A 15,363-nucleotide genomic window follows, 5' to 3' on the forward strand; every position below is an offset into this window, starting at 1 on the left:
AAGCTGCAAGCTGCAAGCTGCAAGCTGCAAGCTGCAAGCTGCAAGCTGCAAGCTGCAAGCTGCAAGCTGCAAGCTGCAAGCTGCTTAGCATGGGGCGGGTTAACGGCGGGCAACAAGCCTGAAGCGCGTTACGCCTGCTCCAATTGCGCCCACAAAGGCGCCGCGCCCGAGGCTTTCTCCAACACGGCCAGCCGCGCGGCATGGGCAGCCAGTTCGGCTTCATTGGCCTTCAGCACCAAACCACGAGCCCGCTCGGCAGGCAGGCGCTGGATCGGGCTGGCCTGCGGCCGGTTGCCTGTGGAAGCGTCGCTGCCCTCTCCGGCCAGGGACAGATTGGTCTGCCCGCCCGTCATCGCCAGGAAAACGTCGGCGAGAATCTCGGCATCGAGCAAGGCGCCGTGCAATTCGCGGCCCGAGTTATCAACGCCGTAGCGTTTGCACAGTGCATCGAGGTTGTTGCGCTGGCCCGGATGACGCTCACGAGCCATCAACAAGGTGTCGAGCACCGAGCAGTGTTCGGCCAGATCAGCCCGCTCCGTCTGCGCCAGCAAGGCGAATTCGTTATTGAGGAAGCCAATATCGAACGCCGCGTTGTGGATGATCAGCCGCGAGCCTTTGACGAATTCGAAGAAATCATCGGCCACATCCTTGAAGCGGGGCTTGCCGATGAGGTCTTCATTACGGATGCCGTGCACGGCGATCGCGCCTTCGTCGATGTCGCGATCTGGCTGCAGGTACACATGAAAATGGTTGCCTGTGAGGCGCCGGCCAATCAGCTCCACACAACCGATTTCAATGATTCGATGCCCATCGGTAACCGGCATGCCGGTGGTTTCGGTATCAAGTACAACGCTGCGCATGCTTTTTCTGTCAACTCCGGTGTTGTTGTTTGGCCAGGATCACGCCACGGTTGGCCAGCTCATCGGCTCGCTCATTGCCTGGATGCCCGGTATGGCCACGCACCCATTGCCAGGTCACCTGGTGTCGGTTGACCTGCTCATCGAGTTGCTGCCACAAATCTGCATTCTTGACAGGCTGCTTGGCCGCAGTTTTCCAGCCCCGCTTTTTCCAGTTCGGCATCCAGTCCTGAATGCCCTGCATGACGTATTGCGAGTCAGTTACCAGGCGCACCGCACAGGAGCGCTTGAGTTCGGCCAGCGCACGAATCGCCGCGGTCAATTCCATGCGATTGTTGGTGGTATCCATCTCGCCGCCAAACAACTCACGTTCTACACCTTTGTAGATCAGCAACGCGCCCCAGCCACCGGGTCCAGGATTGCCTTTGCAGGCACCGTCGGTGTAGATCTCGACTTGTTCACTCATGTATTTTTCAAATGCTCGGAATTACGCCGACTGATCTTGATCACAGGCATTGGAATCAACTTGCCCATCGGCTCGCGGCGCGCTTGTCGCAAGGGCCGGACACCGACAGCCAGCTTGCGCGCCACCAATAAATAGAAACCGGCGCCAGGCGTTTGCCAACGACTGCCCCAGTGCTCCAGGCCCGCCAAGCGTGCTCGCCAGGCCTGCGAGACAAGCGGCGGACGATAACACCCAAAGCGGCGTTTCTCCAGCGAGAAACCCAGCAGGTTCAGCCAGTCATAAACCCGATTGGGTGCTATGCAACGCGCCTGCCGAAACCCATCACCTGCGAAATAATGCCGCATGCCCCAGCTGCTCCAGGGGTTAATGCCAATGATTAGCAAGTGACCGCCAGGCCGCACGCTTCGGGCCGCTTCACGCAACAACCCATGGGGTGAAAGACTGAAATCCAGCCCATGTTGCAAGACCACCAGGTCGGCGCCGTGCTCTCCCAAAGGCCAGGCCTGCTCTTCGCAGGCGACTTCCACACCCGAAAAAGGCGCACCAAGGCTGATACTGTGCCGAATCTGTCGTGCCTTGATGAGGTCCGGCACCGGACCGTATTGCACGAGATAACCACCGAAAAAGCGCGACAGTTCCGCCTCGATCAAGGGGCGCTCTTCAGCCAGCATCTGCTGCCCCAAAGGCCCGGCGAACCATGTCCGCGCCTCGCTAATCAATGCCAACCACCGAGGGTCGGCTTGTGCAAAGGGTTGTTCGGTCATATCCATCTCCCGCAAGATTGAGCAGATGTATTCCCCAGTCGCGCCGTTTCGCCGAGAACCGCACGCCACGGACGGCTGACGAAACGGCACAGACCCTAGGCATCCTAGGATGCCCTTACCGACCAGGACAGTTCACCATGCTCGAGATCGATGCTCTGCCCGCCTTCAATGACAACTATATCTGGCTGTTGCGCAACCCTGCCCGCAAAGAATGCGCTGTAGTGGACCCAGGTGATGCCGCCCCCGTACGGGCGTGGCTGGCGGCACACCCTGACTGGCGACTAACCGACATTCTTATCACCCATCATCATTTCGATCATGTGGGCGGCACCACGGCACTTCAGCAAGAAACAGCAGCACGCGTCTATGGCCCCGCGACGGAAAAAATCCCGGTGTGTGACCATGCACTGAACGATGCCGACACTATCAGCGTGCTCGATCATGCGTTCCAAATCCTGCATGTTCCGGGGCATACTTTGGGCCATATCGCCTATTACCACGAGGCCGCCACGCCGCTGCTGTTTTGTGGCGACACGCTGTTTGCCGCCGGCTGCGGTCGCCTATTTGAAGGCACCGCCGAGCAGATGCATGAGTCACTGACTCGGCTGGCCGCGCTACCCGATGCCACGCTGGTCTATTGCGCGCATGAATACACCCTAAGCAACCTGCGCTTCGCCCAGGCAGTGGAACCGCATAACCCTGCCATCGTTGCGCGAATTGCTGAAGTGGAAGGATGGCGGGCCACGGGCCGTATCAGCCTCCCGTCCAGTTTGCAGCTGGAACGAGCCACCAACCCCTTCCTGCGCTGCCAGGAAACATCTGTTAAACAAATGGTTGCAGCCGAAAGGAACGTCCAGGCCGAGGACACAAAGGCCGTTTTCGCTGCATTGCGCGCCTGGAAAGATCATTTCTGAATAATCAGAACAACCGAGCCGGTCACATTGGCTGCTTGACCCCCCTAGGTGGGGTTCCTAGAATCGCGACAATTTTTTAAGCGGAACGATTCCAGCCAATGTCGCTAATCGCATCGAAACTGTTTAACGCCAGCGCATTGGCTCCTTGTATCAAGACCACAGCCCTGCTCCTTTCCCTCTTTCTTGCCGGTTGCCAAAACCTGACTCAGACCGGCAGCGCTCCAGAATCAGGCGAGATCATCGCCTCGGGCTCCGCAGCGGATGCCGACTGGCTACCCCAGCCCAATGCCTTGATTACACCGCCCGAGGATATCTGGGAGCGCATGCGGGTCGGCTTCAAGATGCAGGAGTTCATCGAAGCCAACGCCCAAATCGATTATCACCGACAGCAGTTCATCGATTATCCACGCTCACTGGAAGTCGCCAGCGAACGCGCCAGCCTCTACATCCATTACATTGTCGAGCGTCTGGAGGAACGCGATCTGCCGCTGGAGCTGGCTCTGTTGCCCGTCATTGAAAGCGCCTATGATCCGCTCGCGTATTCCCGCGCCCACGCTGTGGGTCTCTGGCAGTTCATTCCCGCCACCGGCCGTCACTTCAACCTGCGCCAGACCAACTGGTATGACGGTCGCCGCGACATCACCGCCTCCACCGACGCGGCACTCAATTACCTGTCGCGCCTGAACACCATGTTCAATGGCGACTGGATGCTAGCCCTGGCGGCTTACAACGCCGGTGAAGGCACTGTAGGTCGCGCCATTGCACGCAACCGCAGCGCCGGCAAGCCCACCGACTTTTGGAGCCTGCCGCTGCCTCGCGAGACGCGCAATTACGTGCCCAAGTTTCTTGCCCTGTCGCAATTGGTCATGTCGCCTGAGGAGTTCGGCGTAGCGCTCAGCCCGATCGCCAACGAACCCTACTTCGAAGTCGTCGAAATCAAGCAGCGCATGGACCTGCGGCGTGCCGCCAAACTGGCCGAGATCGACGAACAGGAACTCTACATGCTCAATCCGGCGTTCAAGCGCCGGATCACCATGGACGGTCCCAAGCATTTGCTGGTACCGACCGGTAATGTGGAAATCCTCGCCGCCAACCTGGCCGAGATGCCGGAGCAAGAGTTGGTGGACTGGCATGAGTACAAAGTGCGCTCCGGTGACAGTCTCTACACCATCGCGCGCCGCAATAACCTCACGGTCGGCATGCTGCAAGAAATCAACCGACTGTCCGGCAGTCATTTGCGTATCGGTCAGGTGCTGAGCATTCCGTCCCACGCAGGCCAGCCCGCTCGGTCCACCGCTCCGACCAATCTGGCCAGCCACACCTCCGGTTCTTCATACAACTACCGGGTGAAGAACGGCGACTCCCTGTGGACAATTGCGCGCGCCCACCAGGTCAGCGTCAAGGACTTGCAGCGCTGGAACAAATTGTCCGGTAACAACCTGAGGATTGATCAGGTCCTGACGCTGCATGGCGGCACTGGCAAGTCCACCCAGACGCAAACTGCCACCCTCTACAAGGTACGTGAAGGCGACTCCCTGTATCGCATCGCCAAACGCTTCAACGTCAACCTGGCCAATCTGCAAAGCTGGAATCCGAGCAGCAGTTCCTCCTTGAAGCCTGGCCAGACACTGACGCTTTATCTGGCCAATTGAGCGGCGCAACGTCTTTCCACCGATTACCCGATGTGCCGTGGTGGCAGGCTTTTTCCCTTGGGAACAAGCTGATACTGTACCGCCAGCCTTTCCGCCACCATGGACCGGGTGTATTTCTTTGATGTGCCGTTTTTTACTTGTGTTGCTGTGCCTGACCACCAGCATGCCCGGCTACGCTGCGGTCACCCACAGTCACGGCTACGCACAGTTCGGCACGCTCAAATATCCCACCAGCTTTACCCATTTCGACTGGGTAAATCCGACCGCGCCCAAAGGCGGCACCCTGCGCATCATGGGCTCGGGGACCTTCGATACCCTCAACCCCTACTCCCTCAAGGGCACCAGCCCCTCGGCTACGGCCAACTTCTACCAGTACGGTGTCAGCGAGCTGAACGCGCCGCTGATGGTCGGCACAGGTGTCTACGACCCCTCCGGCGATGAACCGGCATCCAGTTATGGCTTGATCGCCGAATCCGTTGAGTACGGCGAAGATCGCAGCTGGGTCGTCTTCAACCTGCGCAAGACTGCTCGTTTTCACGATGGCAAGCCGATTACCGCCGCCGACGTGGCGTTCTCCTATCAACTCCTGCTGCGTGAAGGCCATCCGCAATATCGCACCAACCTGCAGGAAGTGGCGCGGGTGGACATCTTGAACAGCCAACGCATCCGCTTCGTGTTCAAGCGCGCCGGCAATCCGTTGCTGATTTTGCGTCTTGGCGAATTGCCGGTGCTGCCCCAGCACTATTGGAAAAAACGCGACCTAAAGGCCACCACCTTCGAACCTCCGTTGGGCAGCGGCCCCTACCGCATCACCCAGGTTGATCCCGGGCGGCGCCTGGTGTTCGAGCGCGTGAAGGGCTGGTGGGGTGAGGATCTGCCCGTTAACCGCGGCAAATACAATTTCGACCGTATCGAGGTGGAGTATTACCGCGACAACCATGTGGCCTTCGAAGCCTTCAAGGCCGGTGAGTTCGATATCTTCCTGGAGAACCAGGCAAAAAACTGGGCCAGCGGCTATAACTTTCCAGCGGTCAGCCGCGGCGAAGTGATCCGCGCAGAAATAGCCCACCAGATACCCACCCAGACCCAAGCCCTGTTCATGAACAGTCGGCGCGCACTGTTCGCCGACCGCCGTGTGCGTGAAGCCATGGGGTTGATGCTCGATTTCGAGTGGGCCAATCGCACCCTTTTCAACAATGCTTATCGGCGCAGCGAAAGCTACTTCCCGAACAGCGAGTTCGCCGCTACTGGCAAACCCGAAGGAGCTGAATGGCTTTTGCTCTCCCCCTGGCGTCAGCAACTGCCCAGCGGCCTGCTCGATCAGCCTTGGGAAATGCCCCGTACGGATGGACGCGGCATCCCCCGCAACACGGTTCGCCGTGCATTGGGCCTGCTTGCCGAGGCCGGCTGGAAATCCACCAGCCAGGGTTTGCGCAATTCCCGCAACCAGCCGCTACGCTTCGAGGTCCTGCTGGTCAATCCGCGCCTGGAGCGAATTCTTCAGCCCTACCGTGAAAACTTGGCACGCCTCGGCGTGCAGGTAAGTTTGCGTACCGTGGATCGCGCCCAATATAAGCAGCGCCTGGATCAATTCGACTTCGACATGGTACTGATGACTCTGCCGCAAACCCTCAGCCCCGGCTTGGAACAATGGCAATATTTTCATTCCTCGCAGGCTTCTATTCGCGGCAGTCGCAATTACGCCGGCGTCGCCGATCCGGTCGTCGATGCCATGCTCGACAAGCTGCTGGCTGCCACCACACGAGAAGAGCAGATCGCCGCCATCCGCGCCCTTGATCGCGTACTGCTGTGGCAGCATTACAGCATTCCCAACTGGTACCTCGACAAGCATCGCCTGGCCTACCGTAACCGGTTCGCCTTTGTCACCACGCCGCCCTACACACTGGGCCTTCGCGCCTGGTGGATGAAGCCCACGGAGAACACTGCCCGATGAGCACCCCGCTGCACGCTTTTTTCATGACTGGCTGCGCCGTACTGCTGATGGGCATGGCCTCGCTCGCCACTGCGGAGCCACGCCACGCGCTGACCTTGTATGACGAAGCGCCCAAATACTCGGCAGGTTTCCAGCATTTCGACTTCGTAAATCCTGACGCTCCCAAAGGCGGCACTTTACGCTTGGCAGGTCTGAACGGTTTTGACAGCTTCAACCCTTTCATTCCCAAGGGTAATGAAGCCAGCATGATCGGCCTGGTATACGACACGCTGACTTACCATTCCCCAGACGAACCCTTCACCGAGTACGGCTTGCTGGCCGAGAAGATCGAGAAAGCCCCGGACAACAGCTTCGTGCGTTTCTACTTGCGCCCCGAAGCCCGTTTCAATGACGGAACCCCGGTGACAGCCGAGGATGTCGTGTTTACCTTCAACACCCTGATCCAACAGGGTGATCCGATGTACCGCCACTATTACGCTGATGTTGCCGAGGTGGTCGTTGAAGACCCGCAGCGGGTGCGCTTCGACTTCACTCACACCGGCAACCGCGAGCTGCCCTTGATCCTCGGCCAGTTGCAGATTCTGCCCAAGCATTGGTGGCTGGAACGCGACACCGGCAAGCTCGCCACAGCGCCGCGTCTCGGCGACAAGGCGCACCTTGTGCCCAGCGAAGACGGTCGAACGCTGCACGTGAATATTGCCGAAGGCGGCGAGGCCGTCAGCCCCGAAGATATCCGGCAATCGTGGCGGCAATTGAAGCAATCGAGCAGTACCGATGACGCGCACCTGGCCGACATCCAGAACGTTCGCATCATCGACGGGCAGACACTTGAGTTCGACCTCGGCCAACCCGCCAGCCCCGAACTGCTACGCGAGCTAAGCGATCTGAAAGTCCTCCCGGCCAAGCGCGACTTCAGCCGCACCAGCCTCGAGCCGCCACTGGGCAGTGGCCCGTACCAGATTGCCAGCTTTGCCGCCGGGCGCTCGGTACGCTATGCACGGGTCAAGAACTGGTGGGCTGCGGACCTGCCAGTCAGCCGTGGCCAATATAATTTTGACGCGATCAATCTCGACTATTACCGCGACATGTCGGTAGCACTGGAGGCCTTCAAGGCCGGCCAGTTCGATTACAACCTTGAATACTCCGCCAAGGACTGGGCCACCGGGTACGACAGCCCAGCACTGCGGGAAGGCCGCATCGTCAAGGAGGCGATCCCCAACCACAATCCGGTGGGCATGCAGGGGTTCACCTTCAACCTGCGTCGCCCCATGTTTCAAGACCGCCGGGTGCGTGAAGCCATCTCGCTCTTGTTCGACTTTGAGTGGACCAATAAGCAACTGTTTTTTGGCGCCTACAAGCGCACCCACAGCTTCTTCGAAAACTCCGAACTTGCCTCCCGGGGCTTGCCCACACCCGGCGAATTAGCCCTTCTCGAGCCCCTGCGCGGGCAAATCCCCGCTGAAGTGTTCGACACCGCATTCCAGACACCCGTCAGCGACGGCAGCGGCATCATTCGCGACCAGCAACGACGCGCGTATCAATTGCTGCTGGACGCCGGTTACCGGGTGGAAAATGACCGTATGGTGAATGCCGAGGGTCAGCCACTGACTTTTGAGTTCCTAGTCGTACAGGCCAACCTGGAGCGGGTGATCCTACCGTTCAAGCGCAACCTCGCCGAACTGGGCATTGATCTGCAACTGCGCCGCGTCGATGTCTCGCAGTTCATCAACCGCCTGCGCTCGCGGGACTTCGACATGACCTCGAGCATTTGGCCGCAGTCCAACTCGCCGGGCAACGAACAAATGGAGTTCTGGCATTCCCGCAGTGCCGACAGCCCGGGCAGTCGCAACTTCATCGGCCTGCGCGACCCGGCCATCGACACCCTGGTGGAAGGGCTGATACGCGCCGACTCTCGGCAAAGCCTGATCGACCACGCCCGCGCCCTGGACCGTGTCCTGCTCTGGGGGCACTATGTGATTCCCAACTACTACACCGATACTTGGCGCGTCGCTCACTGGACGCACCTGGCCCGCCCGCCCCGCACGCCCGCCTATGACATCGGCCTGCTGACCTGGTGGGTCAAAGGTCAAGAAGGTGACGCAAGCCAAACCGCCGTAGCTGAGCAGGAAGCCCGCTGATGCTCGCGTATATCCTGCGGCGGCTGCTGCTCATCATTCCAACCCTGTTTGGTATTCTGCTGATCAATTTCATCATCATCCAGGCGGCGCCGGGCGGCCCGGTGGAGCAGATGATCGCCAAGCTGGAGGGCTTCGATGCCGCCGCCGGCGGCGCCACCGGGCGCATTTCGGGCGGCGGTGCTGAGGTTGCGTCGGCCGGTTCCAACTACCGCGGTGCCCAGGGCCTTGACCCTGAGCTGGTGGCCGAAATCGAGAAGATGTACGGCTTTGACAAGCCTGCCGTGGAACGCTTCTGGATCATGCTCAAGAACTACGCCCGCTTCGACTTCGGCGATAGCTTCTTCCGCGATGCCAAGGTGACCGACCTGATCATCGAAAAGATGCCGGTCTCCATTTCCTTGGGGCTGTGGAGCACTTTGCTGATGTACCTGGTGTCGATTCCCTTGGGCATTGCCAAGGCCACCCGCCACGGCAGCGCCTTCGATGTCTGGACAAGTTCGGCCATTATCGTCGGCTACGCGATTCCCGCGTTCCTGTTTGCCATCTTGCTGATCGTGGTGTTCGCCGGCGGCAGTTACCTCAATTGGTTCCCACTGCGCGGACTCACCTCCAGCAACTTCGACCAGTTGAGCCTGGGGGCACAGATCCTCGATTATTTCTGGCACCTGGCCCTGCCCGTGACTGCCTTGGTGATTGGCAACTTTGCCACCCTCACGCTGCTGACCAAAAACAGCTTCCTTGATGAGATCGGCAAGCAGTACGTAGTGACTGCGCGCGCCAAAGGCTTGAGCAATAACCGCGTGCTCTACGGCCATGTGTTTCGCAACGCCATGCTGATCATCATCGCCGGTTTCCCGGCGGCCTTTATCGGCATGTTCTTTACCGGGTCGTTGCTGATCGAGGTGATCTTCTCACTGGATGGCCTGGGGCTGCTCAGCTTCGAGTCGGCGCTCAACCGTGACTACCCGGTGGTGTTCGGCACATTGTTCTTGTTCACCTTGCTGGGGCTGATCGTGAAGCTAATCGGCGATCTCACCTACACCCTGGTCGATCCGCGCATCGACTTTGCCAGCCGGGAGGGTTGAGATGAAACTGTCCCCCCTCAATCAACGCCGTTTCGAACGCTTCAAAGCCAACAAGCGCGGCTGGTGGTCGCTGTGGCTGTTCCTCGCCCTGTTCGTTCTCAGCCTCGGTGCGGAGCTGATCGCCAACGACAAGCCGCTGCTGGTCAGTTATGAAGGCCAGTGGTACACGCCGGTTTTCAAGCGCTACCCGGAAACCGTATTCGGCGGTGAGTTTCCGCTGGAAGCGAATTACAAAAGCCCTTATGTGCAGGAACTGATCAGCGACAAACAGGGCTGGATGATCTGGCCGCTGATCCCCTTCGACTACGCCAGCATCAACTACGACCTGAATGTTCCCGCCCCTGCCCCGCCCTCGACGCAGAACTGGTTCGGCACGGATGACCAAGGGCGCGATGTGCTGGCGCGCATCATCTATGGCTTTCGCATTTCAGTGCTGTTTGCCCTGACGTTAACCATCCTCAGCTCGATCATCGGCGTAGTCGCCGGCGCCCTACAGGGTTTTTACGGCGGCTGGGTGGATCTGGTCGGCCAGCGCTTCCTGGAAATCTGGTCGGGCCTGCCGGTGCTCTATCTGCTGATCATCCTGGCCAGCTTCGTGCAGCCGAATTTCTGGTGGCTGCTGGGGCTGATGCTGTTGTTCTCGTGGATGAGCCTGGTGGATGTGGTGCGCGCCGAGTTTCTGCGCGGGCGCAATCTGGAGTACGTGCGCGCCGCACGGGCGCTGGGCATGGAGAACGGCGCGATCATGTTCCGCCATATCCTGCCCAACGCCATGGTTTCCACCATGACGTTCATGCCGTTCATTCTGACCGGCGCCATAGGCACCCTGACCGCACTCGACTTCCTCGGCTTTGGCTTGCCGGCCGGCTCCCCATCGCTGGGCGAGCTGGTCGCCCAGGCCAAGTCCAACCTGCAGGCGCCCTGGCTGGGCATCGCCGCCTTCGCCGTGTTGGCGATCATGCTGAGCCTGCTGGTATTCATCGGCGAAGCCGCCCGCGATGCCTTCGACCCGAGGAAATAAACATGGCCGAGAATCTGATTGAAGTACGTGATCTGGCCGTGGAGTTCCGTAGCGGCGAGCAGTTCCAGCGTGTGGTCGAAGGCGTCAGTTTTGACATCCGCAAGGGCGAAACCTTGGCGCTGGTGGGTGAAAGCGGCTCTGGGAAGTCGGTCACCGCCCATTCCATCCTGCGCCTGCTGCCCTACCCGCTGGCTCGCCATCCGGCCGGCACTATCCACTACGGCCAGCAGAACTTGCTTAAGCTCGGCGAGACACAGCTGCGCGGCATTCGTGGCAACCGCATCGCCATGGTGTTCCAGGAGCCCATGACCTCGCTAAACCCGCTGCATAGCGTTGAGAAACAGATCAACGAGGTGCTTAGCCTGCACAAAGGCCTGACCGGCAACGCGGCCACCGCCCGGACCCTGGAGCTACTGGAACTGGTCGGCATCCCCGAACCGCGCAAGCGCCTCAAGGCCTACCCCCATGAGTTGTCCGGTGGACAACGTCAACGGGTGATGATCGCCATGGCCCTGGCCAACGAGCCTGAGTTGTTGATTGCCGATGAGCCTACGACTGCGCTGGACGTCACCGTGCAGCTGAAAATCCTCGAATTGCTCAAGGATCTGCAGGTACGCCTGGGTATGTCGCTGCTGCTGATCAGCCACGATCTCAACCTGGTGCGCAGAATTGCCCATCGCGTATGTGTCATGCAGCACGGTCGGGTCGTCGAACAGGCATCGTGTGACGAATTGTTCCGTACTCCGCAGCATCCCTATACCCGGGAACTGCTGGGCGCCGAACCCAGCGGCGAGCCGGCGAGCAACCCCGCCGGTGCGCCGCTGCTGGAAGTGCAGGACCTGCGCGTGTGGTTCCCGATCAAGAAAGGATTCCTGCGCCGCACCGTGGATCATGTGAAGGCGGTGGACGGCATCGGTTTCAGCCTGCCCCAGGGCCAGACCCTGGGCATCGTGGGCGAAAGCGGTTCCGGTAAATCCACCCTGGGGCTGGCGATTCTGCGGCTGCTAGGTAGCCAGGGCGCCATTCGCTTCGAAGGCCAGGCACTGGACGGCATGAATCAGCAGCAGGTGCGGCCGCTGCGGCGGCAGATGCAGGTGGTCTTTCAGGACCCCTTCGGCAGTCTCAGCCCACGCATGTCGGTGGCCGAGATCGTTGGTGAAGGGTTGCGCATCCACAAGATGGGCACGGCTGCGGAGCAGGAACAAGCGATCATCGATGCGCTCGTGGAGGTAGGTTTGGATCCGGAAACCCGGCACCGCTATCCCCATGAGTTTTCTGGCGGGCAACGGCAGCGTATCGCCATTGCCCGCGCATTGGTGCTGAAACCGGCGCTGATTCTGTTGGACGAGCCCACCTCGGCGCTCGACCGTACGGTGCAGCGCCAGGTGGTGGAACTATTGCGGGCATTGCAGGCCAAGTACAACCTGACCTACCTGTTCATCAGCCATGACCTGGCGGTGGTCAGAGCGCTGAGCCACCATTTGCTGGTGATGAAGCAGGGCCAGGTGGTTGAGCAAGGCGATGCAGCAACGGTATTCGCCGCCCCGCAGCACCCTTATACCCGGCAGTTGCTGGAAGCGGCCTTTATGGCCCCAGCAACCGTCGACTAACCAAGCAAGAGGAATAGAACATGGGTTTTCTCGCCGGTAAGCGCATCCTGATCGTCGGTGTCGCCAGCAAGCTGTCGATCGCCTCGGGCATCGCCGCCGCCATGCACCGCGAAGGCGCCGAGCTCGCCTTCACTTACCAGAACGACAAGCTCAAGGGCCGCGTTGAAGAATTCGCCGCTGGCTGGGGCTCGGGTCCGGAGCTGTGCTTCCCGTGCGACGTGGCCAATGACGACGATATCGTCAACGTCTTCGCAGAGCTGGGCAAAAAGTGGGACGGCCTGGACGGTATCGTTCACTCGGTGGGCTTCGCACCTGGCGATCAACTGGATGGCGACTTCACTGAAGTCACCACCCGCGAAGGCTTCAAGATTGCCCACGATATCAGCGCCTACAGCCTGGTAGCCCTGGCCAAGGCCGGCCGCCCAATGATGAAGGGTCGCAACGGCTGCATCCTGACCCTGACCTATCTGGGTGCCGAGCGCACCATGCCCAACTACAACGTGATGGGCATGGCCAAGGCCAGCCTGGAAGCTGGCGTACGCTACCTGGCCGGCAGCCTTGGCCCGGAAGGTACTCGCGTCAACGCCGTCTCCGCAGGCCCGATCCGCACCCTCGCTGCCTCCGGCATCAAGAGCTTCCGCAAGATGCTCGCCGCCAACGAGAAGCAGACCCCGCTGCGCCGCAACGTGACCATCGAAGAAGTCGGCAACGCCGGTGCCTTCCTGTGTTCGGACATGGCCTCCGGCATCAGCGGTGAAATCCTCTACGTCGATGGTGGCTTCAATACTACCGCCATGGGCGCCATCGAAGACTGATTCGATACACGCGCACAAAAAAACCGCACCCAGTAAGGTGCGGTTTTTTTGTTCTTCGAAACGATTTCAACACTGCGACGCCGCCCTACGACAGCAGAGCTGTCGTAGGGAATATGTCTTAGAAGCGCTCGATCTTCGCGTCAGCTTCCTGTTGCGCGTGGAACGCGGCGAAGTCCTGCTGTCCCTTGCGTGAAGCGAGGAAGCGCTGATACATGGCTTTCTCTTCAGCTGACAGCGCCTCTTGCGGCTCGCTTACACCATTCAGGCGCACCAGAACATAATCGCCGCTGGGGAGTGTCACCCCGGCGTAGTTCGGCTTGTCAGCGGTTTCCGGCTTGGGCATGCGGAACAGCGTCTGCACTACCACGGGTTCGATACCGTCCTGACTGCGGGTCGCGGCCTCAGTGACCTGCCAGGTGCCGACATCTGCCATCTCGACAGGGGTCTTGCCTTCACGCAGATCGGCCAGTAGCTGCTCGCCCTTGTCCTGGACGGCCGCTGCCGCACGCTCCTGAAGCAGTTGCTCGCGGATTTCGGCGCTTACCTGCTCAAAAGGCAGACGCTCGGACTTGCGGTGCTCTTTGACACGCAGGACCACCACCGTTTCCGGGTCAAGTTCCAGAGCCGAGCTGTTAGCCCCGCCTTCAAGCACTTCATCACTGAATGCGGCCTGCACCACCTGACGGTTCGCACTCAGGCCTTCACCGCCTTCGCGGCCAAACGGCTCACTGGTCTGCACGGTCAAACCCAGTTCCTGGGCAGGTTGGCTCAGGTCGGAGGCTTCAAACGCCGCATCTTCCAACTGCTTGCTGACTTCAACGAAACGTTGCTCGACCTTCTGTGTTTTCAGGTCGCGCTCCAATTTGTCATGCAAGCTGGCAAAGCTCGGCACATCGGCTGCCTGTACATCGATCAACTTGATCAGGTGCCAACCAAACTCGCTGCGTACCGGCGCTGATACTTCGCCCTTGCCCAGCGCGTAGAGGGCCGTTTCGAAGTCGGGGTCATACACACCAGGACCGGCAAAACCCAGATCACCACCGTCGGCAGCCGAGCCGCTGTCCTCGGATAACTCTTTGGCCAGCGCAGCAAAATCCTCGCCCTGCTGCAGGCGGTGCTGAATCTCGTCAATCTTGGCCTTGGCCTCGGCATCGCTGCGCACACCGTCACTTTCGATCAGGATGTGAGCGGCCTGCCGCTGTTCAGCCAGGTTGGCGATTTCTTTCTCGTAAAGGTTCTTCAGGTCTTCTTCGCTGACCTCAACCTGAGCGAAGAATTGATCCTTCTTCAGCTCGATATAATCAATTACCACCTGCTCGGGGCTCATGAAGCGTGCGGCATTTTCATCGTAATACGCCTGCACCTCGTCCTCGGCGATGGTGATCGCCTGCGGGTCGGCCTGCAGCGTCAGCGTGGCGAAATCACGTGTCTGGCGTTCCAGACGCGCAAAAGACTCGATTTCCTGTTCAGTCACGAAGCCACTGCCCGCAATACCGGCACGCAGCTGGCCGATCAGCATTTCCTGCTCGAGCATCTGGCGGAATTGCAGACGGCTATAGCCCATCTGGCGGATGACCTGGTCGAAACGTTCGGCGCTGAATTGACCATTTTGCTGAAAGCTGGGGGTTTGCAGGATGACCTGATCCAGTGCCGCCTGGGAGAACGCGAAGTCGGCCTGTTGCGCACTTTGCAGCAGCAAGCGACGCTCGATCAGCCCGTTGAGTGCAGCGTCGCGTAACAGGCGCTCATCAATCAGCGAGGTGTCGAAATCACGACCAAACTGTTGCAGCAATTGCCGGCGTTGCAGTTCGACCGCCTGGTTCAGCTCGTTGAGGCTGATTTCTTCACCGTTTACCTCGGCAGCATTCTGCGAATTGCTGGCCGCGTTGAAGATCGCCTCGAAGCCGGTAAACGACAGCAGAACGACGATGAGGCCGATGATGGTTTTGGCAATCCAGCCCTGTGAGTTATCCCTGATGTTCTGCAGCATGCATCCCCCAGAAACGGCCGTTAAAACAGCCGCGCTACGCGGTAATGTCCAAAATGGAAAAGGCGCACCCGAACGGATGCGCCTTTTCGAATGGGCG

At 59.9% G+C, this 15,363-nt stretch carries 12 protein-coding genes; 8 read left to right on the forward strand and 4 right to left on the reverse strand.

All coding sequences use genetic code 11. The annotated features are described in order from the left end of the window. Nucleotides 1-128: 128 nt before the first annotated feature. From dnaQ to ACTV8E_RS11470, 3 genes are read right to left on the reverse strand one after another with little or no spacing between them, the layout of a single operon-like run. Nucleotides 129-860, reverse strand: coding sequence for a DNA polymerase III subunit epsilon (gene dnaQ, locus ACTV8E_RS11460; RefSeq protein ID WP_251837716.1), 732 nt, complete (start codon nucleotides 858-860; stop codon nucleotides 129-131). Between the two features lie 10 nt (nucleotides 861-870). Continuing rightward, nucleotides 871-1,323 (reverse strand): ribonuclease HI, encoded by a 453-nt coding sequence (gene rnhA, locus ACTV8E_RS11465; RefSeq protein WP_251837715.1) that lies wholly within the window; start codon nucleotides 1,321-1,323, stop codon nucleotides 871-873. Continuing rightward, entirely contained in the window at nucleotides 1,320-2,087 is a 768-nt protein-coding gene (locus tag ACTV8E_RS11470; RefSeq protein WP_443199585.1) for a class I SAM-dependent methyltransferase, read from the reverse strand. Before ACTV8E_RS11470 ends, rnhA begins: the two co-directional genes overlap by 4 nt. Nucleotides 2,088-2,224: 137 nt before the next feature. Between ACTV8E_RS11470 and gloB the strand changes: the two genes are divergently transcribed. The 8 genes from gloB (at nucleotide 2,225) to fabI (ending at nucleotide 13,276) form a co-directional block, all read left to right on the forward strand. Further along, the gene (gloB, locus tag ACTV8E_RS11475; RefSeq protein WP_443199586.1) at nucleotides 2,225-3,001 is read left to right on the forward strand and encodes a hydroxyacylglutathione hydrolase; all 777 of its coding nucleotides are present in this window, start codon (nucleotides 2,225-2,227) and stop codon (nucleotides 2,999-3,001) included. 98 nt (nucleotides 3,002-3,099) lie between these two features. Continuing rightward, entirely contained in the window at nucleotides 3,100-4,653 is a 1,554-nt protein-coding gene (locus ACTV8E_RS11480; RefSeq protein WP_443199587.1) for a LysM peptidoglycan-binding domain-containing protein, read from the forward strand. 121 nt (nucleotides 4,654-4,774) lie between these two features. Next, nucleotides 4,775-6,607 (forward strand): extracellular solute-binding protein, encoded by a 1,833-nt coding sequence (locus ACTV8E_RS11485; RefSeq protein ID WP_443199588.1) that lies wholly within the window; start codon nucleotides 4,775-4,777, stop codon nucleotides 6,605-6,607. Beyond that, a complete protein-coding gene (locus ACTV8E_RS11490; protein WP_443199589.1) occupies nucleotides 6,604-8,745 on the forward strand; it encodes an extracellular solute-binding protein in 2,142 nt (713 codons plus the stop codon). Before ACTV8E_RS11485 ends, ACTV8E_RS11490 begins: the two co-directional genes overlap by 4 nt. Continuing rightward, on the forward strand, nucleotides 8,745-9,830 hold the full coding sequence (locus ACTV8E_RS11495) for a microcin C ABC transporter permease YejB (RefSeq protein WP_443199590.1): 1,086 nt from the start codon (nucleotides 8,745-8,747) through the stop codon (nucleotides 9,828-9,830). The genes ACTV8E_RS11490 and ACTV8E_RS11495 overlap by 1 nt, the downstream gene beginning before the upstream one ends. 1 nt (nucleotide 9,831) lies before the next feature. Beyond that, entirely contained in the window at nucleotides 9,832-10,851 is a 1,020-nt protein-coding gene (locus ACTV8E_RS11500) for an ABC transporter permease (protein WP_251837709.1), read from the forward strand. Nucleotides 10,852-10,853: 2 nt separating this feature from the next. Next, nucleotides 10,854-12,461 (forward strand): ABC transporter ATP-binding protein, encoded by a 1,608-nt coding sequence (locus ACTV8E_RS11505; protein ID WP_443199591.1) that lies wholly within the window; start codon nucleotides 10,854-10,856, stop codon nucleotides 12,459-12,461. Nucleotides 12,462-12,481: 20 nt separating this feature from the next. After that, nucleotides 12,482-13,276, forward strand: coding sequence for an enoyl-ACP reductase FabI (gene fabI, locus ACTV8E_RS11510; RefSeq protein WP_251837707.1), 795 nt, complete (start codon nucleotides 12,482-12,484; stop codon nucleotides 13,274-13,276). Nucleotides 13,277-13,394: 118 nt separating this feature from the next. Here the strand turns inward: fabI and ACTV8E_RS11515 are convergent, their stop codons facing one another. Next, nucleotides 13,395-15,266, reverse strand: a complete 1,872-nt coding sequence (locus tag ACTV8E_RS11515; protein ID WP_443199592.1) for a SurA N-terminal domain-containing protein — start codon at nucleotides 15,264-15,266, stop codon at nucleotides 13,395-13,397. Nucleotides 15,267-15,363: the final 97 nt, after the last annotated feature.

The organism is Pseudomonas sp. B392_1p (genome assembly GCF_052245235.1).
GTDB classification, from domain to species: domain Bacteria; phylum Pseudomonadota; class Gammaproteobacteria; order Pseudomonadales; family Pseudomonadaceae; genus Serpens; species Serpens gallinarum.

Excerpts from the sequence above, each read along its gene's own strand:
- fabI (WP_251837707.1), top strand. The coding sequence starts at position 12,482 with ATGGGTTTTCTCGCCGGTAAGCGCATCCTGATCGTCGGTGTCGCCAGC.
- ACTV8E_RS11500 (WP_251837709.1), top strand. The coding sequence starts at position 9,832 with ATGAAACTGTCCCCCCTCAATCAACGCCGTTTCGAACGCTTCAAAGCC.
- ACTV8E_RS11470 (WP_443199585.1), bottom strand. The coding sequence starts at position 2,087 with ATGACCGAACAACCCTTTGCACAAGCCGACCCTCGGTGGTTGGCATTG.
- ACTV8E_RS11505 (WP_443199591.1), top strand. The coding sequence starts at position 10,854 with ATGGCCGAGAATCTGATTGAAGTACGTGATCTGGCCGTGGAGTTCCGT.
- ACTV8E_RS11490 (WP_443199589.1), top strand. The coding sequence starts at position 6,604 with ATGAGCACCCCGCTGCACGCTTTTTTCATGACTGGCTGCGCCGTACTG.
- dnaQ (WP_251837716.1), bottom strand. The coding sequence starts at position 860 with ATGCGCAGCGTTGTACTTGATACCGAAACCACCGGCATGCCGGTTACC.
- ACTV8E_RS11495 (WP_443199590.1), top strand. The coding sequence starts at position 8,745 with ATGCTCGCGTATATCCTGCGGCGGCTGCTGCTCATCATTCCAACCCTG.
- gloB (WP_443199586.1), top strand. The coding sequence starts at position 2,225 with ATGCTCGAGATCGATGCTCTGCCCGCCTTCAATGACAACTATATCTGG.
- ACTV8E_RS11480 (WP_443199587.1), top strand. The coding sequence starts at position 3,100 with ATGTCGCTAATCGCATCGAAACTGTTTAACGCCAGCGCATTGGCTCCT.
- ACTV8E_RS11485 (WP_443199588.1), top strand. The coding sequence starts at position 4,775 with ATGTGCCGTTTTTTACTTGTGTTGCTGTGCCTGACCACCAGCATGCCC.
- rnhA (WP_251837715.1), bottom strand. The coding sequence starts at position 1,323 with ATGAGTGAACAAGTCGAGATCTACACCGACGGTGCCTGCAAAGGCAAT.
- ACTV8E_RS11515 (WP_443199592.1), bottom strand. The coding sequence starts at position 15,266 with ATGCTGCAGAACATCAGGGATAACTCACAGGGCTGGATTGCCAAAACC.